The following is a 20342-nucleotide window of genomic DNA, read 5'->3' as shown; positions in this document are numbered from 1 at the left end:
CGCCGGGGTACGCCCCGGCGAGAGGGGGTCCGGTGCACGGCACCGTTCCGCCGGGTACGCCCTGCTGGACCGACCTGGCCACCCCCGACCTGGCGGACACGCGGCGCTTCTACCCGGAGCTGTTCGGCTGGACGGCGCACGTCTCGCCGGAGCCCGACGCGCACGGGTACACGATCTTCCGGCACGACGGCCGGGCGGTCGCCGGCGCGGGGCCGCCGGCCGCACCCGACCAGGTGCCGATCTGGTCGACATACGTGGCCACGGACGACGCGGACCTGGTCGCGGGGCGGGTCACCGCAGCTGGCGGCCGGGTGTTCGTCCCGCCGTTCGAGGTATTCGACCAGGGCCGGATGGCGGTCTTCAGCGACCCGGCGGGGGCGGCGCTGTCGGTCTGGCAGCCGATGGCGATGCCCGGCGCGGAGCTGCTCGGCGCCCCGGGTGCGATGGCCTGGAACGAGCTGGTGACCCCCGACCCGGAGGCGGCGAAGGTCTTCTACGAGCTGGTCTTCGGCTGGCACCCGGAGGAAAAGCCGACGGACGGTCCGTACACCGGCTGGCGGCTCGGGGACCGGATCGTCGCGGGGATGATGCCGCCGCTGGGGGACGGCTTCCCGGCCGGCCTTCCGGCGTACTGGGCGGTGTACTTCGCGGTCAGCGACGCCGATGCCGCAGCCGACCACGCGGTACGGCTCGGCGGGGAGGTGCTGGTGCCGCCCCGGGACAGTCCGTCCGGTCGGTCCGCCGCCCTCCGCGACCCGCAGGGCGCCCTCTTCTCCGTCGTCGCGGCGGCCGGATGACCGTCAGGGCGTGATGAAGGGGCAGCTGCCAGAGCGCGGTGGACGGATGGCTGTCAGGGCGTGGTGGACGGATGGCGGATGGGACGGACCGGCACCACCAGCGGACCGTGGGTGCCGTCGACCACCCGGACCCGGGCCCGGTAGTGAGTGGCGAGCAGTTCCTCGGTGAGCACCTCGCGCGGGGTGCCGGTGGCGACCGCCCGGCCGTCGGCGACCAGCACCAGCCGGTCGGCGTACTCGCCGGCGACAGTCAGGTCGTGCATGGTGGCGAGCACGGTCAGCCCGTGCGCGTGCCGGAGCTGGTCGACCAGCTCCAGCACCTCCTGCTGGTGACCGATGTCCAGGGCGCTGGTCGGCTCGTCGAGCAGCAGCAGCGTGGCCCCCTGCGCCAGCGCCCGGGCCAGGAAGACCCGCTGCCGTTCCCCGCCGGAGAGGGTGGCCAGCTCACGGCGGGCGAAGCCGGCCAGGTCCAGCCGGTCGAGCACCTCGTGCACGGCGGCCAGGTCGGCGGCGGACTCCCGGCCCAGGGGCGGGATGTACGGGGTACGCCCGAGCAGCACGTAGTCGAAGACCGACATGCCGGCCGGCACCGCCGGGGACTGGGCGACCGTGGCGACCACCCGGGCCCGGTCGCGGCGGCGCAGGGCGGCGCTGGGCGTACCGAACAGGGAGATCGCGCCGGACGCGGACAGCAGGCCGCCGACGGCGCGGAGCAGGGTGGACTTGCCCGCGCCGTTCGGACCGATCACGGTGACCCACTCCCCGACGGCGACGGTCAGGTTGACGCCGGTGAGGATCGGGACGCCGTCCAGACTGACGTGCAGTCCCCGGATCTCGACGGCGGGGTCGCCAGCGCCCGCCGCGTGGTGGGCGGTCACGTCAGCACCCGGACGGTGTGCGGTCACGTCAGCACCCGCCGGGCGGTGCGTAGCACCAGCACGAAGAACGGGCCGCCGAGCAGGGCGGTGACCACGCCGATCGGCACCTCGGCGGGGGCGGCGGCGGTCCGGGCGACCACGTCGGTCAGCGCCAGGAACGCCCCGCCGAAGAGCATCGACAGCGGCAGGATGGCCCGGTAGCTGGAGCCGGCGAGCAGCCGTACGGTGTGCGGCACGATGATCCCCACGAAGCCGATCAGGCCGGAGGCGGAGACTGCGGCGGCAGTGCCGAGTGAGGCGGCGGCGACCAGCAGGTACCGGGAGCGCTGCGGGTGCAGGCCGAGGCTGCTCGCCTCGTCGTCGCCGAGGGCGAGCACGTCGAGTTCACGGCGGTGCAGGAGCACCACCCCGGCGGTCAGCGCGAAGTAGGGCAGCACCAGCAGCACGTCGTGCCAGCCGGCGGTGGCCAGCCGCCCGAGCAGCCAGGAGTAGACCTGCTGGATGTCGTCGGAGTTGCGTTGCAGCAGGTAGGTCTGGCCGGCGGAGAGGAAGGCCGAGACCGCCACCCCGGCCAGGATCAGGGTCGCCGGGGAGCGGTCGCGTCCGCCGGCGGCACCGAGCAGGTACGTCATCGCCACCGCCCCGAGCGAGCCGACGAACGCGGCCAGCGGGATGGTGAACGGCAACTGGCTCAGCACGCCGTCGGTGCCGCCGAGGGCGATCACCGCGGTGACCGCCAGACCCGCGCCGGCCGCCACCCCCAGCAGGTACGGGTCGGCCAACGGGTTACGGAAGACGCCCTGGTAGCAGCCACCGGCCAGGGCGAGCAGCCCACCGACGAGCAGGCCGAGCACGGCGCGGGGCAGGCGCAGCTCGGTGACGATGGCGATCTCGCGTTCGGTGAGCCCGCTGTCGAGGCGTACCCCGGGGACGAGGTTGAGCAGTTCGATGGCGACGCTGCCGGGTGGCAGGCTGACCGCGCCGAACGACACCCCGGCGATGAGCGCGACGAGCACCGCGAGGATCCCGGCGGCCAGCCAGGGCAGCCGCAGTCCGGCCGGCCGGGCCCCCGCCCGACCGGCCAGGGCTGTTCCACCCGCCCCGCCCAGGTGTGAGGAGGGGTCCCCTGTTACCGCTTTTTGCATAGGAGGGGACCCCTGCTACCAACTCGGCACGGTCACGCGACCGGGGCCTTGGCGACGGCGTCCACGATCGCGCGGAGCAGGTCGACCACGCGCGGACCCCACCGGGAGGCGACGTCGTCGTCGAGCGGGACTACCTGGTTGTTCTTCACCGCGGTGATCCCGGCCCAGCCGCCGCGCGCGCCCACCGTCTGCGCGCTCTGCTGGCAGCACTTGGTGTCGGCCAGGAAGATGAAGTCCGGGTCGGCCTTGACGATGATCTCCTGGGAGAGCTGCGGATACCCGCCGCTCTTGCCGTCGGCGTCGGACGCGTCGGCGATGTTCTCCAGCCCGACCAGGGCGTACAACGAGCCGATGTACGTCTTGCTGGTCGCGGTGTACAGCTCCGGGCCCAGCTCGTGGTAGTAGGTGAGCTTCTCGGCGCGCTTCGGCAGGTCCGCGACCAGCTTGGTGATGTCGTCCTTCATCCGCCGGTTCAGGTCGGCCGCCCCGTCGACCTGACCGGTGAGCTGGCCCAACTCATCGATCTGCCGGTAGGTGTCGTCGAGCGTCTGTGCCGCCGGAACGAGGTGGACCGGGATCTTCAGCGCGGTGAGCTGGTCGACGATCTTGTTCCTGTCGTCGGAGAGCACGACCAGGTCCGGACCCTTCGCGGAGATCGCCTCCGCGTTCGGCTGGAAGCCGGACAGGTCGGTCTTGGGTGCCTCCGGCGGGTGGTTCGACTGCTCGTCGACGGCGGTGACCTGCGAGCCCGCACCGATGGCGAAGAGCATCTCGGTGGCAGTTGCGGAGAGCGAGACGATCTTCTCAGGCCGCTTCTCCAGGGTCAGTTCGCCCACCGTGACCGGGAACTGGCCCGCCGCGCCGCTCGCGCCGGGGGTCGGCTCGTCGTCGTCCGGGTCGGCGCAGGCACCGAGCGCGAGCGCGGTGACCGCGAGCGCCACGGTGAGAAGTCGAGGGGTGCGTCGTGTCATCTGGCCTCCTGTCGGTCGAGGAGTGAGCTTCGCCGACAGGGGCCACGGCCCGACCGCCCGCGAGGCGCCCTTCCTCGAGAGCGCGGGTCGCGACCCTCCGCAGGCGGCCTGGCTCGTCCTCCCGCCCGGCTCGGGCCGGTGACCCGGCGTGGAGCGGCGCCCCGGCCCGGGAGGCCGGAACGCCCCCGGCCGGAGGGCCGGGACGGAAGGCGTCACAGTTGCGGGACAGCGCCGGGTTCGGACCGGCTTCGCTGCGGGTGGTCCGGGGGAACGGTAGCGCAACACAGACGGTGAGGGCGGACCGGTGGTCGGCCCGCCCTCTCGACGTCCCTGGTCAGAGCGTCACTAGCAGTAGGTGCCCTGCTTGCCGATCGCCCGGTACGGGCAGTCGGCGTACTCGCTGAGCAGCAGGACCGCGTCCTTGTTCCGGGTGGTCTCCCGGCCGATCACCTCGTCGGGCGGGTAGAAGCCGCCGCCGGCGGCACCACGCGGGTACATCTCGAAGGTGTACGCCCAGATCTTGTGCTGCCCCCACATCCAGTCGATGCTGTCGCCGTCGGTGATGTAGAGGTCACTGGACTGCTGCGGGGTGTAGCCGTTCAGGTTCGCCATCTGCTGGCCGATGGTGGCGAAGGTGTTGTACTGGTCGGCGGTCATCCCCGGGGCGGTGTTGTTGTACGTGTAGCCGAACGGCCAGAGCACCAGCTCCGAGTACGAGTGGAAGTCGATGTTCGCCTTGATCTGCTGGACCCCACCGATCACCCGGCTGTTGACGAAGTTGCGGAACGCCGCGGTCTCCGGGGCGGAGAACGCCGACGGGCCCCGGTAGGTGTCCGACGAGGGCGAGCCGGACGAGCCGCCGCAGCAGCCCCACTGGAAGGCCCAGTTCCGGTTGAGGTCGGTGCCGACGTACCGCGAACCGGTGTTCGGCTGCCGGTTCTTCCGCCAGGAGCGGTACGAGCCGGTGGCGATGTCGTACTCGCTGCCGTCCGGGTTCACCGTCGGGATGATCCACAGTTCCCGGCTGTTCACCACGTTGGTGACCCGCGAGTCGCTGCCGTAGCTGTCGGTGAAGAGGTTGAGCAGGTAGATCGCCATCTCGACGGTCAGGTGCTCCCGGGCGTGCTGCTGGGAGTTGAGCACGATCTCCGGCTCGTTCTCGTCGGTGCCGACGTTGTCGGAAATCTTGACCGCCATCAGGTCACGGCCCTCGTACGACCGGCCGATGCTGATCTTGCTGGCGATGGTCGGGTGGTCGGCGACCACCTTGTTGACCACTGCGGTCAGCTCGGCGTAGTCGTGGTAGTTCGAGTCGGCGGGCGGGAAGGCGGCGGGGCCGACGTCCGACGAGTCGTGGGAGTGGTCGTGCGGGTCGGTCACCGGCGCGAGCGTGAAGCCGAGCTTGGTGATCGCGGCGGCCTCGGCCGTCGTGGCCGAGATGATCAGCCGGCCGTGGTCGACGTCGTCGATGGACGCGCCGGTACGGGCCACCGCCGTGCGATCGGCCAGGGTGCGCGGGCCGAGCACCTCGTACTGCGCGGCGGCCGGTTCGGACCGGTCCGTGCGGGGTTCCGCGGACACCGGTCCGGAGACGACGGCGAAGAGCCCCACCGCGGCACTGACGGCGAACACCACCCCACGACGGAGTGTGACGGATTTTCGGAAGGCCATGCCAACCTCCTGACGACGCGGAGTGTCTCCGCTGGTGGATCACACTTCACCACCGGCTACATGGTCATATCAATATTGACAGCGATCTCTTTCATGCCAAGCGCATCCTCGCATCGGCAAAAATTTTCCCCGCACTGGACATCTGGCGAAACTTCCCACCGAACGGGATAGTGAAAGTTGACGATGCACCATCTCCTACCAGCAGCGGAGCTTCCATGGCCGGACCACGTCTGCGCGCGGTCGCCGTCGTCGGCGTCACCGCGTTCGCCCTCCTCGCCACCACCGCCACCGCCACCGTCGCGTCCCCGGGTTCCGACCGGAAGGGCCAGTCCACCCACGACGAACAGATCACCTGGCAGGACTGGACCGGCCGGGGCGAGTGGCGGCGGGGCACGACCGCCGGCACGGTCGTCGCCCCGGCCGGGCTCACCCTCGGCAGGCCGGCCGGCACCACCACCTACCAGGATCCGCACACCGGCGTCACCCGCACCTGGGCGTACGGCACGTGGACCTCGCCGGTCACCCGGATCGGCTTCGACGCGAGCGAGATGATCGCCTCCTGGAACGCGGCGACCCCGGCCGGCACCTGGATCCAGGTCGAGGTGCAGGGCCGCTACACCGACGGCGTCCAGACCCCGTGGTACGTCATGGGTCGCTGGGCCTCGGGGGACGCCGACATCCGGCGGACCACCGTCGACGACCAGGGGGACGGGCGGTCCGACGTCTGGACCGACACCCTCTCCGTCCGGAACAAGACGGCCGGACCGTTGCTGCGCGAGTACCAGCTCCGGCTGACCCTGTACCGGGCGACCGACCAGTTGGACCCCCCGGTGGTCCGGATGGTCGGCGCGATGAGTTCACACGTCCCCGACCGGTTCACCGTCACCCCGAGCGCCGGGGGCATCGCCTGGGGCGTCGAGCTGCCGGTGCCCCGTTACTCGCAGATGGTGCACTCCGGCCACTACCCGGAGTACGACGGCGGTGGTCAGGCATGGTGCTCACCCACCTCGACCGAGATGGTGGTGGAGTACTGGGGACGCCGCCCCAGCGCCGAGGACACCGCCTGGGTCGACCCGACGTACCCGGACCCGACGGTCAACCACGCCGCCCGGTCGGTCTACGACTACACCTACTCCGGGGCCGGGAACTGGCCCTTCAACACCGCGTACGCGGCCAGCTTCCGTGGTCTGGAGGGGCGGGTCACCCGGCTGCACTCGCTGGACGAGCTGGAGCGCTTCATCGCCGCCGGCATCCCGGTGGTGACCAGCCAGTCGTTCCTCGCCAGCGAACTCGACGGGGCGAACTACGGCACCTCCGGCCACCTCTTCGTGGTGGTGGGCTTCACCGCCGACGGCGACGTGATCGTCAACGACCCGGCGTCGTCGAGCAACGACGTGGTGCGCAACGTCTACAAGCGGGAGCAGTTCGAGCAGATCTGGCTGCGGACCAAGCGGACCACGGCCAGTGGTGGCGTAGCCGGCGGCCCGGGGGGCGTCGTCTACCTGATCAAGCCGGTGGACCGCCCCTGGCCGGACCGCCCGGCCGGCTCCACCAACTGGTAGTCCGATCCCGTCGTGACCGGGGCCCCGTCCGGTCCGGTTCGCCGGTCACCGACAGGGCCCCGTCCGAACCGGCCGGTAGGACACCGACGGCGTCCCCGCCGGTACGCGTCAGCGGCGGGGCCCGTCGGCGGGCGGGGCCTCGGGCCCCGGCGCGGCGTCGGTCTGGTCGTCGCCGGCCAGGGCGGAGCGGAGCCGCTCCTTCTCGGTCTGGCGGCGATCGGCCGCGACCGCCATCTCCTCGGCCATCTCGTCCCGCCAGCCCCGCAGCAGGAAGAAGGAGAGCGCGGCGGAGAAGGCCAGCGCCACCATCAGCTTGATGAAGATGTTCAGCTCGACCGGCCAGAGGGCGAGCAGCACGACAGCGAAGAGCCCGATCCTGCCCAGCGTGTACTTGACCGCCGCGCTCACGTTCCCACTCCGTTCTCCCGCGCCGGACGGGCGCCCGGCGAGAGGTCTCGGCCCGTCCGCCGGGCCGGTGTCCGGGCCGCCCGACGGGCCAGCTGTCCAGCCCGCACGCGGGCCGGCGGTCAGCCCGTCCGCCGGGCCAGCCAGTGCACGCCGTTGAACCAGACGGTGGCGTAGACGACGGTGAAGACCGTCGCCGCCAGGGTGCCGGAGGCCAGCGGCGGCAACCCGTCGGCCAGCCCCGCCACCAGCAGGCCGCAGGCCACTCCCAGCAGCACGGCGACCAGCGCGGCGGCCGCCCGGGCGGCCCCGAAGCTCCAGGCGCGGAAGTCCTCCAGGAAGAGCCAGGCCGGCAGGATCACCGCGAGCCAGCCGTTGGCCTGGCCGAAGTCCCCGGAGCCGATCAGCTCGAACGTCCAGTCGAACAGCACCAGGGCCAGGGCCCCGATGACCACGCCGGCCAGGGTCACCCCGAGCAGGTCGCCCAGGGCGACGACCCGCCCCTCGGCGTCCCGCCGGGGAAAACCGCCCGGTGTCTCGTTGCGTTCGCTCATGACGCTTGCAGGGTACGTGAGCAGGCGGACCGCCCGACGGCGACCGGCCCGGCGCCGGTCAGGCCCACACCTGCTGCGGCTCGGAACGCCGCTCGGCCAGTGACGGAGCCGGATCGTACTCCTTGACGACCTCGTAGCGGGTGTTCCGCTCGACCGGGCGGAACCCGGCGTCCCAGATCAGGTGGAGCAGGTCGTCGCGGTGCATGGTGTTCGGCGTGCCGTAGCTGTCCGCGTCATGGGTGATCTTGTATTCGACGACCGAGCCGTCCAGGTCGTCCACGCCGAAGTTGAGCGACAGCTGCGCCACCGAGAGCCCGTGCATCACCCAGAAGCACTTCACGTGCGGGACGTTGTCGAAGAGCAGCCGGGAGACCGCGAACGTCTTCAACGACTCGGCCGGCGAGGCCATCGTCGTCCGCTCCTGGATCCGGTTACGGATCTTGCCGTCCGCCGAGTCGACGAAGTCGTGCTGGTAGCGCAGCGGGATGAAGACCATGAAGCCGCCGGTCTCGTCCTGGAGTTCGCGCAGCCGCAGCACGTGGTCGACCCGGTGCCGGGGCTCCTCGATGTGGCCGTAGAGCATGGTGGACGGCGTCCGCATCCCCTTGCCGTGGGCCAGCCGGTGGATCCGGGACCAGTCCTCCCAGTGGCAGGCGTGGTCCACGATGTGCTGCCGGACCTCCCAGTCGAAGATCTCCGCGCCACCGCCGGTCAACGACTCCAGCCCGGCGTCCATCAGCTCGTCGAGGATCGCGTCGGCGGGCAGGCCGCTGATCTTCTCGAACCACTGCACCTCGGTCGCGGTGAACGCCTTGAGTTTGACGTTCGGCAGCGCCGCCTTCAGCTCGCGCAGCACCTTCGGGTAGTAGCGCCAGGGCAGGGTCGGGTGCAGGCCGTTCACGATGTGCAGCTCGGTGAGCTGCTCGTCCTCCATCTCCTTGGCCTTGCGGACGGCCTCGTCGATCCGCATCGTGTAGGCGTCCTTCTCGCCCGGCTTGCGCTGGAACGAGCAGTACGCGCAGGAGGCGGAGCAGACGTTGGTCAGGTTGAGGTGCCGGTTGACGTTGAACATCACCCGGTCGCCGTTGAGCTCGGTACGCCGGTGGTGGGCCAGGCGGCCCAGCCAGGTGAGGTCGTCGCTGTCGTAGAGGGCGATGCCGTCCTCCCGGGTCAGCCGCTCACCCGCGTACACCTTGGCTTCGAGCTCGCGCTTGAGTCCGGCGTCCATTGAAAAGCCCGTCCCTTCCACCTCGGTCCGGGTCGAGCCTACGTCGCGGCCTCCCCCCACCGTCGAGGGCGGGCATCAGCAGCGACGTACTTCACCGGACTCTCAGGCTGTCGTTACCACCGCACCATCGACACAGCCGAAACATTGAGGTAAGACAAAGTAGGACGTGCAACATGGCGTCCGGACGCCGCGCTCCGGGAGGGCGCGGCTTCACCACGCCGGCCGGGGAGCGGGATGACCGACAGCAAGCGCACGCGACAGCCGCGACGGAGGACACCGCTGGTTTCGCCGGTCCTGCGTCCCAAGCTCTGGTCCGCGCTGCTCGGCATGGTCGCCGCGGCGGCCATGGCCACCCCGGTCTTCGCCGACCCGGCCCTGCCCCAGACCGTTCCGGACACCGGTGCCCGTCCGGTCCTGGCCGGGCCGCTGCACCTGCCCGGCGGGGCGCCCGGCGGCAACGGCCCGCTCGGCACCACCCCGATCGCCCCGGTCGGCACCGGCCCGCTCGCCGCGCAGATCGCCGCCGCCGAGGCGCAGGTCGGACTGCTCGGGCAGGAGCTGCTCAAGCTCGAACAACTGCAGGCCGAGGCGAAGACCCAGCTCGCCACCGCCGACCGCGACCTGAAACTCGCCCGGGACACCCTCACCGTCGCCCAGCGGGAGGCCGACGCCGCCGCGGCCGAGGCGATCAAGACCGCCGCCAAGCTGCCCCCGGGCGGCCTCGCCGCCGACCTGCACGGGCTGAGCGTGCTGGAGCGGATCTACCGGGGCGAGGAGGTCGAGGGCACCACCACCGCCGCGACCGGCGAGCTGAACCGGGCCCGCACCACCGAGCAGGCCGCCCAGCAGGCCTACACGGCGGCGGAGGGCCGGCTGCGGACCGCGACGGACCAGTTCACCGCCACGCAACGGACCTACCGCACCCAGGAAGCGGCCCTGCTCAAGCTGCGGCAGGACAACGCCGCCCAGCTCGCCGAGATCGAGCGGCAGCAGGAGGCTGCCGAGCAGCAACTCGGTGAGCAGTACATCCAGGGCGCGACGGCCAACGGGCTCACCTCCCACCCGCGTGCCATGGCCGCCGTCCGGTACGCCCTGGCGCAGCTCGGCGACCCGTACCTCTGGGCGGCCGAGGGGCCGGACCGCTTCGACTGCTCCGGCCTGGTCTGGGCGGCCTACCGGTCGAAGGGCGCCGACTACTCCGGCCTGCCCCGGGTCTCCCGCGACCAGTACAACGCCACCAGGACCAGGACCGTCAGCCGGAGCGCCCTGCTCCCCGGCGACCTGCTCTTCTATGCCTCGGGCAGCAGCTGGACGACGATCCACCACATGGGCATGTACATCGGCAACGGCAAGATGGTGCACGCCCCGACCACCGGCGACGTGGTGAAGATCTCCACCGTCCGCTGGTCGCGGCTGTACGCGGCCACCCGGGTCATCGACGCGGTGCCGGCACCCGGGGCCACCCCGTCGCCCACGCCGACCCCGACCAAGTCGCCCACCCCCACCAAGTCGCCCACCCCGAAGCCGACCAACTCGACCACGCCCAAGCCCACCGGCAGCGCGACCCCGAAGCCCACCGGCAGCACGACCCCGAAGCCGACGGGCACGCCGTCCACGACGCCCGACCCCACGCCGTCGGCCACCCCGACGCCGAGCACCACGAGTCCGGAGCCGAGCACCAGCAGCACCGGGGGTGGCGAGCCGAGCGCCTCGGCCAGCGGCACCGGCGAGCCCAGCGGCAGCCCGGCACGGAGCGGGTCGGCGAGCCCGAGCACCGGTGGCTGACCGGTAACCCAACTCCGGCTGTGCGGCCGGACCGGAATATGGCACCGTGAGAGCCAGGCACTCCCGGCGCGGCGCCACGGGTCCGGGTGCGAGCACGGAGGACGAACATGGGCGAGCAGCAGGGTCCGGCTGAGACCGTCGAGCCCGGTGCCGGGTCCCGCCCGCTGACCGGTCCGCCCGGTGCCGGCGACACCGCGCCGGGCACGTCCGCCCCGGCCCGGGGGCGGGCCAGTATCACCAGCCCGTCCGGGGGTACGCCGGACACGCCCGTCGTCCCGGCCCAACGCGGTCCCGCCTCGCCGGCCCGGGCCAGCGCCACCGTGCCGGGCCTGCAACGGATGTCGCCGCAGGAAGCCGGGATCGCCGCCGGAGTGCGCACCGGTGGGGCGAAGGTGTACCGGTCCACCGAGTCCACGCCCGCCGGGTCCACGCAGACCACGCCGTCCACGCTCCCCGAAGCCCCGTCTCCCCGGCAGCCGGAACCCGCCGCGCCACCCGTACCGGCAGAGCCGCCACCCCCGCCGGCCCCGGCCCCGACGCCGGTCCCGGAACCACAACCCGAGCCGCTACCCGCTCCCACCCCGGCCCCGGAACCGCGACCCGAGCCGTTGCCGGAACCCCCGGTGCCGTCGCCGACACCGCCCCTGCCGAAGCCTCCGGCACCCGTCCCGCCCGGTCCGGCCCCCACTCCACCGGGTCCGGTACCGCCGACGCCGGGTCCGCCCGCGCCGCCGCCCGGCCCGCCGGTCCCCTCGCCGCCACCACCGCCCGGGCCGATGCCGGCACCGCCGTTCCCGCCGCCCCCGGCCTCCGCCGCTCCGGTCTCGGGTGCCCCCGTCCCCGCCGTTCCGATCCACGACGGCCCGCCCTCCGGTGTCGCCGGCAGCGCCCCGGTCTTCGGCGGTCCGGTCTCCGCCGCCACGGCGTCCGCTCCGGTGCCGGCCCGGGTCACCGGCAGCGCCGCCGTCCCCGGATCGCGCACGCCGCCCGTCGCTCCGGCGACCGTCGATCCGGCTCCACCGACCTCCGGTCCACCCGCTCGGTGGACCCCACCGACCTCCGGACCGGCGGCCACCCCGGCCTCCGGTCCACCGACGGCACCCTTCACCACGCCGACCTCCGGACCGGCGGCCACCCCGCCCTCCGGTCCGCCGGCACCGTGGGCCACCCCGAACTCGGCGGCGGCATGGGCCTCGCCCGCCCCCGGAACGTCGGCACCGCCGGCCGCCCCGACCTCCGGCGCAGCGGCACCGCCGGCCGTCCCGGAGCCGGCCCTGCCGACCTGGCCGCCACCGACCGCGCCGGGCGGAAACGCCGGAAGCGACCCGGGTGGGCGGCCGGCGCCGGCCGGACCGTCACCACTCGCGCCCACCAGCGGCGGGCCGGTGCACAACCTGCCGTCCAACGCGATCCCCGCCGCGCTGAGCACCGGGCACGACGTCGGTGCCGACGACCGTCCGGGCATGTCCGCCCGCTCCGGGACGGTCTACGGAGGCTCCGTCACCGAGGGGCCCGGCTTCGCCACGGTCGCCCTGCCCACGGGGAACCCGGTGGAGAACACCGGCTCCCTCACCGGGCACATCCTCGCCCAGGGCTGGGCCGACACTCCCGCCGAGCGGTCCCGCACGACCCGGGTGGTGATCGTGCTGGTCGCCTCGCTCGGGCTGCTGGTGGCGATCAGTGTGGTGGTGGCGCTGATGGCGAACGACGCGATGGGTGGCCTGATGGAGAACCTGCTCAACGGGTGAGCCGCCGTTCCGGCGCCGGCACCCGAGCCGACCGGGCCGGGGTGAGCCCGCCCACTACCCCGCCGCGGCGCGGTTGCCGACCGTGCGGGTCGCCGTACACTGTTATTGATCACTGACCCGGTGCGCGTCGTCGCGTGCCCATGGGCGATCTTGCGGGCGAACCGGCGGCGTCACCTTCCGCGGCGGGCCATCGCGAAGATGCGCCCCGCTGGAGAGGTATTTCTTGACGACCTTTGCTGACCTCAGCACGTTCCCGTCCGCCATCGACACCCCGCTGGTGACCACCGGCGACCAGACCGCCGACGGCGGCGAGCACGTCGACTTCGCCACGCTGGGGCTCCCCCAGCCGCTCGTCCGGGCCCTCGCCCGGCAGAACATCACCACCCCGTTCGAGATCCAGCGGGCCACCATGCCGGACGCCCTCGCCGGGCGGGACGTCCTCGGCCGGGGCCAGACCGGCTCCGGCAAGACCCTCGCCTTCGGCCTGCCGCTGCTTGCTCGGGTCGCCGACGGTGGCCGGGCCCGGCCGCTGCGCCCCCGGGCCCTGGTGCTCGTGCCCACCCGGGAACTCGCCATGCAGGTCAACGACGCGCTCGTGCCGCTGGGCAAGGCGGTCGGAGTGTTCCTCAAGACCGCCGTGGGCGGGGTGCCCTACGACCGTCAGATCGACGCCCTCCGGCGCGGTGTGGAGATCATCGTGGCCACGCCGGGGCGGCTCGGCGACCTGATCTCCCGGCAGGTGTGCCACCTCGACGACGTCGAGGTCACCGTCCTGGACGAGGCCGACCAGATGGCCGACATGGGCTTCCTGCCGGAGGTCACCGAACTGCTGGCGAAGACGCCGGCCGACGCCCAGCGGCTGCTCTTCTCGGCCACTCTGGACAACGACGTGGACTCGCTGGTCAAGCGGTTCATGACCGACCCGGTCACGCACTCCACCGCCCCGGCTACCGCTGCCGTCTCCACGATGGACCACCACCTGCTGCTGATCCCGCCGCACGACAAGTTCGCGGTGGCGGCGTCGATCGCGGCCCGCCCCGGCCGGACCATGATGTTCGCCCGTACCCAGCTCGGCGTGGACCGGCTGGTGGAGCAGCTCGGCGCGGTGGGCGTCCGGGCCGGCGGCCTGCACGGCGGCAAGACGCAGCGGATGCGTACCCGCACGCTGGCCGAGTTCCGCGAGGGACGGGTGAACGTGCTGGTGGCCACCGACGTGGCCGCCCGTGGGATCCACGTCGACGGCGTGTCGCTCGTGGTGCACATCGACCCGCCCAAGGACCCGAAGGACTACCTGCACCGGGCCGGGCGTACCGCGCGAGCCGGCGAGTCCGGCGCGGTGGCCACGCTGGTCCTGCCGAAGCAGCGGCGGACCACCCTGGCCATGATGGAGAAGGCCGGTGTCGAGCCGGGCGAGCTGCGGGTCCGGGTTGGTGACCCGGAGCTGACCGAGCTGACCGGTGCCCGGCAGCCGAGTGGGGTGCCGGTGTCGAACGAGCCGCAGGAGCCGCGCCGGTTCGGCGACCGTCCCGGCGGGCCCCGGCGGTTCGGCGACCGCGACGCCCGGGGCGGCCAGCGGTTCGGCGACCGCGACGCCCGGGGCGGCCAGCGGTTCGGCGACCGGAGCGGACAGCAGTTCGGGGGCGACCGGACCGAGACCCGGTACACCGGGCGCGACGAGCGACGCTTCGGTGACGAGCGCCCGGGCCACCACGCCCGCACCGACGAGCGCTCCGGCTACCGCAGCCGGAGCGACGACCACCGGGGCCACCCGGGTCGGAGCGACGACCGGCGCGGGTTCGCTGGCCGGAGCGACGACCGGCGTGTTGGGTACGGCGGCCGGAGCGACGACCGGCGTGTTGGGCACGGCGGACGGGCTCCCGCGCGTACCTACTGAGGCACATGACCACTGAGTCAACCGGACGCCGCCGTGGTGCACCTCTGTCACCACGGCGGCGTCCGTGCGGTGGCGGTGGCCGTGGCGGTGGCCGTGGCGGTGGCCGTGGCGGTGTCCCACGACCCGGGTGCCGGCGGTGCTGGCCTGCCGTAGTGTCCGGCTCATGCCGACCATGCCGAAGTCGCTGTTCTGGAACCGCACCGACACCGCCGGCTGCGAGCACACCCTGCTGGACGACACGAACGGCCTCACCGCCCGAGGCACGGCACAGGCCGTCGACACCCTCCCGTACACCTGCCGGTACACCCTGACCACCACGCCCGAGTGGGCGACCGCCCGGCTGGAGGTCGAGGTCGAGGGGGCGGGCTGGTCGCGTGGGGTCCGGCTGGAGCGGCAGCCGGAACGTTGGCGGGTCGTGACCAGCGAGCAGGGCGACCTCGACGCCGCGCTCCGCGCGGCCGGGCGGCCACCGGTCGGGCTGCCCGGCACCGACGACCCCGACCGCCTGGTCGACGCGGTCGACGTCGACCTGGGCGGGTCACCGCTGTTCAACAGCCTCCCGGTACGCCGGCTCGGGCTGCGCGACGCCGCGCCGGGCACCGAACGGCGGATCGAGGTCGTCTGGGTGCTGGTGCCGAGCCTGCTGGTGCTGCCCGCCGAGCAGACGTACACGGCGCTCGACGGTGGTCGGGTCCGCTTCGCCAGCGGCGACTTCACCGCCGACCTGGACCTCGACCCCGACGGCTACGTCCGGCACTACCCGGGACTCGCCGACCGGGTCGTCCGGGAGCGCTGACCGGGTCACCCCGTCACGGCCTAGTCGACGGGCCACACCCCGGTGCTCAGGAAACGCTCGACGGTGGCCAGGTGCGGGGCCAGGTCCAGCCCCTGCGCGGCCACCCAGTCGTCGGCGTAGTACGTGTCGACGTACCGGTCACCGGCGTCGCAGATGAGCGTCACCACCGACCCGGTCCGCCCCTCGGCGAGCATGGCGGCGATCAGCCCGAAGGCACCCCAGAGGTTGGTGCCGGTCGAGCCACCCACCCGTCGGCCGAGGACCGCCGAGCCGGCCCGCATCGCGGCCAGCGAGGCGGCGTCGGGGACCTGCACCATCCGGTCGACCACGCTGGGCAGGAACGACGCCTCGACGGTGGGCCGGCCGATCCCCTCGATCCGGGAGCCCCGGCCGGTGCGGACGGACCAGTCGGCCGCCTGCCACGCGGGGTAGAACGCGGAGTTCTCCGGGTCGACCACGCAGAGCTTGGTGGGCAGCCGGCGGTACCGGGTGAACCGGCCGATGGTGGCACCGGTGCCGCCGGTGCCCGCACCGACCACGACCCAGGCGGGCACCGGGTGCCGTTCCAGGGTGAGCTGGGCGTAGATCGACTCGGCGATGTTGTTGTTGCCCCGCCAGTCGGTCGCCCGCTCGGCGTAGGTGAACTGGTCCATGAAGTGTCCGCCGGTGTCCTCGGCCAGCCAGCGGGCCTCCACGACCACCTTGGCCGGGTCGTCGACCAGGTGGCACCGGCCGCCCTGGAACTCGATCTGGGCGATCTTCTCCGGGGAGGTGGAGGCGGGCATCACCGCGATGAACGGCAGCCCCAGCATCCGCGCGAAATACGCCTCGGAGACCGCGGTCGACCCGGAGGACGCCTCGATGATCGTGGTGTTCGGGCCGATCCAGCCGTTGCAGAGCCCGTAGAGGAAGAGCGAGCGGGCCAGCCGGTGTTTCAGCGAGCCGGTCGGGTGCACCGACTCGTCCTTGAGATAGAGGTCGATGCCCCAATCCCTGGGGAGTGGGAACGGCAGCAGGTGGGTGTCGGCCGACCGGTTCGCGTCAGCATCCACCGCGGCGATCGCCTCGGTCACCCACGCCCGGACAGCCTCGTCGCACCGGTCGAGATGAGTCACGCCGAGAAACTAGCAATCTTCGCGTCCGGACGGTACCGACCGATTCACGTACCGTCGACCCGCCGGCGCTGGCGGCGCTGCCCGGCCCGGCCGACGGCGCGGACCAGCGGGGCCAACCGGAGGGCCAGCCCCGGCAGCGCGTCGAGCAGCCGGACCTGCGCGCCACGCCAGCGGGGCAGCGTGACCACCGGTCGGGGTCGCCGGGCCAGCCGGGCGGCCTGCCGGGCCACCCGCTGCGGTGACAGCAGCGTCCCGGTGAAGGACGCCACCGCCCCGGGGTCGTCCAGCCGGTCGTGCAGCATCGGCGTCCAGATCCCGTCCGGGCAGAGACAGGAGACGTGTACGTCCCGGTGCCCGGCCAGCCGCAGGTCGGCGAGGGTGCCGAGGCTGAAGGCGAGCAGGGCGTGCTTGCTGGCGGCGTAGACGGTCTCGCCGGGCGGGGCGACCAGCCCGGCGAGCGACACCACGTTGAGCACGTGCCCGCTCCCCTGGCCGCGCATCACCGCCAGCGCGGCCAGGGTGCCGTTCATCGCGCCGAGGGTGTTCACCTCGACCACCCGACGACGGGTGGCCGCGTCGTGACTCCAGGACGGGCCGGTGACCAGGAGGCCGGCGTTGTTCACCCAGAGCCCGAGGCCACCGGCGCGGGTGGTGGCCTCGGCGGCCACCGCCGCGCAGGCCGCCTCGTCGCGGACGTCCAGCGGTCGGGACCAGCCACCGAGCGGACCGGCGACCGCGGCCACGGCCGCGGCGTCCAGGTCGGTGAGGAGCACCTGCCAGCCGTCGGCGTGCAACGCGACGGCGATGGCGCGACCGAGCCCGCCGGCCGCACCGGTCACCACCGCCGTCCCGGGAGCCCGATCCACCGCCGCACGGTACCCCGCTCGGCCCGGGTAAGCGGGGCGGCTCAACTGCGGGCGGGGCGGCTCAACCGATGGGCGGGGTGCCCGGCTGTGGGCGGTTCTCCCACTTCGTCGACAGGGCGATGCCGGTGCGGGTGGAGGCCACCCCGGGGGTGCGGTTCAGCCGGACGATGAGCCGCTCCAGCTCGGCGATCGTGGGCACCCGGGCCTTGAGCAGAAAGGACTCCACCCCGGCCATGAAGTAGCAGGACTCGATCTCCGGCATCTGCCGCAGCGCGTCCAGCACGTCGTCGGTGTCGGCGGCGGAGTCCTCGACGATACCGATCAGGGCGGTGACGGCGAGTCCGATGGACTCGGGCTCGACCTCCGCCCGGTACGCCCGGATGACTCCGCCCGCCTCCAGCTTGCCGACCCGTTCGTGTACGGCGGGAGCGGAGAGACCCACCTGCCGGGCCAGTTCGGCGTACGACAGACGGGCGTTGCCCCGCAGCAGCTCCACGAGCCTCAGGTCGATGGCGTCCACGGACTGTAGACCCTAGTCGTCGAAGGGTGCCCGGAACCGGCGGGCGTCCGGCATTCTGGCCTCACGTGTCCGTACGGCAATCGCAGGCGTCGGGCGGCCTCGGGCGTCCCACCGGTCCTCCGTTCCCAACCAGTGCTTTTTTCGCGTTTGGCGGACCGCGTCACCTCGCCGGTGCTGTAATTGCCATACGTCCCTCATGACGGCTCTGGGCTCGCACCGGCCGGGGGCAGTGTGGTTCAGCCGAGGGCTTCGTCGACGCGAGGAGGGGGCTGTGGACACTGGAGATCGCCTGCTGACACCGGGCGAGGTGGCCGCGCTGTTTCGGGTGGACCCGAAGACCGTGACGAGATGGGCGGCCGCTGGCCGGATCGGCAGCATCCGGACTCCAGGCGGGCATCGCCGTTTTCGGGAATCCGAGGTGCGGGCGCTGCTCGAGGGGGAGGGGATGCTCGACGAGGGCGAGGACGTGGCGAACCGGCCACGCAACGTCGGACCGACGGCTTCCACCGGCCCGGGTCCGGCCAACGCCGGCATGTACTGACGGGTGACGGGTCACGCGGACCGGGCGCAGGACGCCGGTCCGTGTCCCGTCCCACGGACGTCGGTGGGTCAGTTCAAGGTCGCGCCGAGTTCCCCGGACCACCGGCGGAACAGCGTGTGCGGTACGCCCAGCGCGTCCAGCACCTTGCCGGCGACGAAGTCGACCAACTGTTGGGCGGAGGCGGACGCCCCGGCACCGTAGAAGCCGGGGCTGGCGGGCAGCACCACCGCCCCGGCGTCGTGCAGCGCGATGAGATGTTCCAGGTGGCTGCGGGTCACCGGGGTCTCCCGGGGCACCACGACCACCGGCCGCCGCTCCTTCAGGTTGACCTCGGCGGCCCGCTGCAACAGGTCCTTGGATAGGCCGATGGCGATGCCCGCGCAGGCCGCGGTGCTGGCCGGCACCACCGCCATGCCGCGCACCCGGTAGGAGCCGCTGCTCGGGCCGGCGGCCAGATCACCGGCGGACCAGTACCGCAGGTCCGCTCCGTCGAGGTCGCGCCCGAGCCAGTCACCCAGGTCGTCGCGCCAGTGCCCGTCCCGGAACGGCCGGCCGGTCTCGTCGAGGACGGTCAGCCGGGCCGCCCGGGAGACGATCAGGTCGACGGCCGCCCCGGCGTCGAGCAGCCCGCGCAGGACCGCCGCCGCGTACGGCGTACCGGAGGCTCCGGAAACCCCGACCACCCATGGTTCGCGCATACCGACAAGCGTGCCTGCTCGCCCACCCGGAGTGTCCACCGCCCCCGGCTGCCTTGGTTGCAGGGGTCCCCTGCTACGCAAAAAGCGGTAGCAGGGAACCCCTGCAACCACATCAGCCCCCGCTCCACCGCCGGGGCCGGATGCCGGGAGAGCGTTTGCACCTGGCATGCTGCGGGTGCATAACGTACAGCGGGGAAGGAATCGGTGATGACCGGCGGATCCCTCGGATCGCCACCGTTCGACTGCCCCGTTCCGCCCCGGCTGTCGCCGCACGCCGACGCGACGCAGGAGTGGCTGTCCTCCTGGGTCGCCCGGTTCGACCTGCCGCTGGACCGGATCGCCCTCGAACGGCTGGACCGGGCCGCCATCGCCCGGTACGCGGGCCGGATCTACCCGGACGCAGGCGAGACCGACCTGCGCACCCTGGCCGCCCTGTTCACCTGGTTCTTCCTGGTCGACGACTTCTGCGACGGCCCGCGCCGCTCCACCCCAGAGGAGGTCGACGGGCTGCGGCAGGGGGTGCTGAGGCTGCTGCGGACCGGGCCGCGCTCGCGCCACCCCGGTTTCACCGGTCCGCTGCGCCGGATGCTGGTGGACGCCTGGCGGGCGCCCCGGGCGCGGATGCCCGCCCGTTGGCGGATCCGCTTCACCGACGCGATGGCCCACCATCTAAACGGAGCGTGGCGTGAGGCGGTCAACAAGGCCGCCGGCCGGGTGCCGACGGTCGACGAGTACGTGCCGCTGCGCCGGGCCACCTCGGCGGCGTACGTGTCGTACACGCTTGTGGAGTTCGCCACCGGACAGGTCCTGCCGGACGCCGTCTACCACCACCCGGCGCTGGTCCGGATCGCCGAGACCGCGAACGACCTGCTCTCCTGGTTCAACGACGTGATCTCGCTGGAGCGGGACCGGGCCGGTGCCGGTGGGCACAACCTGGTGCTGGCCACCGCCCACGAGCGCGGGGTGCCGGTCGAGACCGCGGTCGCCCTGGTGGCCGACCGGTGGCGGGAGACGATGGACCGGTTCGTGGCGCTGCGCGCGGCGGTGCCGTCATTCGGCCCGGAGCTGGACGGGGCGGTCGCCGTCCACCTGGACGCGATGGCGAACTCCGTACGCGCCACCATCGACTGGTCCCGGGAGAGCGCCCGTTACCCGGTGCCCTGACCGG

At 72.9% G+C, this 20342-nt stretch carries 17 protein-coding genes and 2 pseudogenes; 8 read left to right on the top strand and 11 right to left on the bottom strand.

Features of this window, described 5'->3' with window-relative positions:
* Positions 1 to 32: 32 nt before the first annotated feature.
* Positions 33 to 797 (top strand): VOC family protein, encoded by a 765-nt coding sequence (locus ACIBJE_RS10695; protein WP_396746152.1) that lies wholly within the window; start codon positions 33 to 35, stop codon positions 795 to 797.
* 53 nt (positions 798 to 850) lie between these two features.
* Here ACIBJE_RS10695 and ACIBJE_RS10690 read toward each other — a convergent pair whose 3' ends face one another.
* The 4 genes and pseudogenes from ACIBJE_RS10690 to ACIBJE_RS10675 all read right to left on the bottom strand — a co-directional run.
* Positions 851 to 1675 carry an ABC transporter ATP-binding protein gene (locus tag ACIBJE_RS10690; protein ID WP_396746692.1) on the bottom strand — a complete coding sequence of 275 codons (825 nt, stop codon included), beginning with the start codon at positions 1673 to 1675 and terminating at the stop codon, positions 851 to 853.
* 23 nt (positions 1676 to 1698) lie between these two features.
* Complete coding sequence (locus tag ACIBJE_RS10685; RefSeq protein WP_396746149.1) at positions 1699 to 2820, bottom strand: FecCD family ABC transporter permease; 1122 nt, start codon at positions 2818 to 2820, stop codon at positions 1699 to 1701.
* Positions 2821 to 2852: 32 nt separating this feature from the next.
* On the bottom strand, positions 2853 to 3791 hold the full coding sequence (locus ACIBJE_RS10680) for an ABC transporter substrate-binding protein (protein WP_396746146.1): 939 nt from the start codon (positions 3789 to 3791) through the stop codon (positions 2853 to 2855).
* 348 nt (positions 3792 to 4139) lie between these two features.
* Positions 4140 to 5462 (bottom strand): annotated as a pseudogene (locus tag ACIBJE_RS10675) (M14 family metallopeptidase); the annotation flags it as partial.
* Between the two features lie 215 nt (positions 5463 to 5677).
* Between ACIBJE_RS10675 and ACIBJE_RS10670 the strand changes: the two are divergent.
* Complete coding sequence (locus ACIBJE_RS10670; RefSeq protein ID WP_396746143.1) at positions 5678 to 7024, top strand: C39 family peptidase; 1347 nt, start codon at positions 5678 to 5680, stop codon at positions 7022 to 7024.
* 108 nt (positions 7025 to 7132) lie between these two features.
* On the opposite strand, the gene ACIBJE_RS10665 is transcribed toward ACIBJE_RS10670, so the two are convergent.
* The 3 genes from ACIBJE_RS10665 to mqnE all read right to left on the bottom strand — a co-directional run bounded on the left by ACIBJE_RS10665 (position 7133) and on the right by mqnE (position 9211).
* Complete coding sequence (locus ACIBJE_RS10665) at positions 7133 to 7432, bottom strand: DUF4229 domain-containing protein (RefSeq protein WP_396746140.1); 300 nt, start codon at positions 7430 to 7432, stop codon at positions 7133 to 7135.
* 119 nt (positions 7433 to 7551) lie between these two features.
* The gene (locus ACIBJE_RS10660; protein ID WP_396746137.1) at positions 7552 to 7983 is read right to left on the bottom strand and encodes a hypothetical protein; all 432 of its coding nucleotides are present in this window, start codon (positions 7981 to 7983) and stop codon (positions 7552 to 7554) included.
* A 58-nt stretch (positions 7984 to 8041) separates the two neighbouring features.
* Positions 8042 to 9211, bottom strand: coding sequence for an aminofutalosine synthase MqnE (gene mqnE, locus ACIBJE_RS10655; RefSeq protein WP_396746134.1), 1170 nt, complete (start codon positions 9209 to 9211; stop codon positions 8042 to 8044).
* Positions 9212 to 9445: 234 nt separating this feature from the next.
* Between mqnE and ACIBJE_RS10650 the strand changes: the two genes are divergently transcribed.
* The 4 genes and pseudogenes from ACIBJE_RS10650 (at position 9446) to ACIBJE_RS10635 (ending at position 15434) form a co-directional block, all read left to right on the top strand.
* The gene (locus tag ACIBJE_RS10650; RefSeq protein ID WP_396746131.1) at positions 9446 to 10996 is read left to right on the top strand and encodes a C40 family peptidase; all 1551 of its coding nucleotides are present in this window, start codon (positions 9446 to 9448) and stop codon (positions 10994 to 10996) included.
* Positions 10997 to 11103: 107 nt separating this feature from the next.
* Positions 11104 to 12744, top strand: coding sequence for a hypothetical protein (locus ACIBJE_RS10645; protein WP_396746128.1), 1641 nt, complete (start codon positions 11104 to 11106; stop codon positions 12742 to 12744).
* Between the two features lie 274 nt (positions 12745 to 13018).
* A pseudogene (locus ACIBJE_RS10640) lies at positions 13019 to 14436 on the top strand (DEAD/DEAH box helicase).
* A gap of 365 nt (positions 14437 to 14801) precedes the next feature.
* Entirely contained in the window at positions 14802 to 15434 is a 633-nt protein-coding gene (locus ACIBJE_RS10635; RefSeq protein WP_396746125.1) for a putative glycolipid-binding domain-containing protein, read from the top strand.
* Between the two features lie 20 nt (positions 15435 to 15454).
* Here the strand turns inward: ACIBJE_RS10635 and ACIBJE_RS10630 are convergent, their stop codons facing one another.
* From ACIBJE_RS10630 to ACIBJE_RS10620, 3 genes are all read right to left on the bottom strand, one after another.
* A complete protein-coding gene (locus tag ACIBJE_RS10630; RefSeq protein ID WP_396746122.1) occupies positions 15455 to 16549 on the bottom strand; it encodes a PLP-dependent cysteine synthase family protein in 1095 nt (364 codons plus the stop codon).
* 44 nt (positions 16550 to 16593) lie between these two features.
* Complete coding sequence (locus tag ACIBJE_RS10625; RefSeq protein WP_396746119.1) at positions 16594 to 17415, bottom strand: SDR family NAD(P)-dependent oxidoreductase; 822 nt, start codon at positions 17413 to 17415, stop codon at positions 16594 to 16596.
* Between the two features lie 61 nt (positions 17416 to 17476).
* Complete coding sequence (locus ACIBJE_RS10620; RefSeq protein WP_396746116.1) at positions 17477 to 17935, bottom strand: Lrp/AsnC family transcriptional regulator; 459 nt, start codon at positions 17933 to 17935, stop codon at positions 17477 to 17479.
* 271 nt (positions 17936 to 18206) lie between these two features.
* Between ACIBJE_RS10620 and ACIBJE_RS10615 the strand changes: the two genes are divergently transcribed.
* The gene (locus ACIBJE_RS10615; protein WP_088981116.1) at positions 18207 to 18476 is read left to right on the top strand and encodes a BldC family transcriptional regulator; all 270 of its coding nucleotides are present in this window, start codon (positions 18207 to 18209) and stop codon (positions 18474 to 18476) included.
* A gap of 68 nt (positions 18477 to 18544) precedes the next feature.
* Here the strand turns inward: ACIBJE_RS10615 and ACIBJE_RS10610 are convergent, their stop codons facing one another.
* Complete coding sequence (locus tag ACIBJE_RS10610; protein ID WP_396746112.1) at positions 18545 to 19174, bottom strand: UbiX family flavin prenyltransferase; 630 nt, start codon at positions 19172 to 19174, stop codon at positions 18545 to 18547.
* A 207-nt stretch (positions 19175 to 19381) separates the two neighbouring features.
* Here ACIBJE_RS10610 and ACIBJE_RS10605 point away from each other — a divergent pair, with 207 nt between their 5' ends.
* The gene (locus ACIBJE_RS10605) at positions 19382 to 20338 is read left to right on the top strand and encodes a terpene synthase (RefSeq protein WP_396746109.1); all 957 of its coding nucleotides are present in this window, start codon (positions 19382 to 19384) and stop codon (positions 20336 to 20338) included.
* Positions 20339 to 20342: the final 4 nt, after the last annotated feature.

The sequence above is a fragment of the Micromonospora sp. NPDC050187 genome (assembly GCF_044459745.1).
In the GTDB taxonomy this organism is placed as follows: Bacteria; Actinomycetota; Actinomycetes; order Mycobacteriales; family Micromonosporaceae; genus Micromonospora.
The sequence above is the reverse complement of the archived record's forward strand: the minus strand, read 5'-3'. Positions and strand labels throughout refer to the sequence as shown.

Excerpts from the sequence above, each read along its gene's own strand:
- ACIBJE_RS10685 (WP_396746149.1), bottom strand. The coding sequence starts at position 2,820 with ATGCAAAAAGCGGTAACAGGGGACCCCTCCTCACACCTGGGCGGGGCG.
- ACIBJE_RS10680 (WP_396746146.1), bottom strand. The coding sequence starts at position 3,791 with ATGACACGACGCACCCCTCGACTTCTCACCGTGGCGCTCGCGGTCACC.
- ACIBJE_RS10670 (WP_396746143.1), top strand. The coding sequence starts at position 5,678 with ATGGCCGGACCACGTCTGCGCGCGGTCGCCGTCGTCGGCGTCACCGCG.
- ACIBJE_RS10660 (WP_396746137.1), bottom strand. The coding sequence starts at position 7,983 with ATGAGCGAACGCAACGAGACACCGGGCGGTTTTCCCCGGCGGGACGCC.
- mqnE (WP_396746134.1), bottom strand. The coding sequence starts at position 9,211 with ATGGACGCCGGACTCAAGCGCGAGCTCGAAGCCAAGGTGTACGCGGGT.
- ACIBJE_RS10650 (WP_396746131.1), top strand. The coding sequence starts at position 9,446 with ATGACCGACAGCAAGCGCACGCGACAGCCGCGACGGAGGACACCGCTG.
- ACIBJE_RS10645 (WP_396746128.1), top strand. The coding sequence starts at position 11,104 with ATGGGCGAGCAGCAGGGTCCGGCTGAGACCGTCGAGCCCGGTGCCGGG.
- ACIBJE_RS10635 (WP_396746125.1), top strand. The coding sequence starts at position 14,802 with ATGCCGACCATGCCGAAGTCGCTGTTCTGGAACCGCACCGACACCGCC.
- ACIBJE_RS10610 (WP_396746112.1), bottom strand. The coding sequence starts at position 19,174 with ATGCGCGAACCATGGGTGGTCGGGGTTTCCGGAGCCTCCGGTACGCCG.
- ACIBJE_RS10605 (WP_396746109.1), top strand. The coding sequence starts at position 19,382 with ATGACCGGCGGATCCCTCGGATCGCCACCGTTCGACTGCCCCGTTCCG.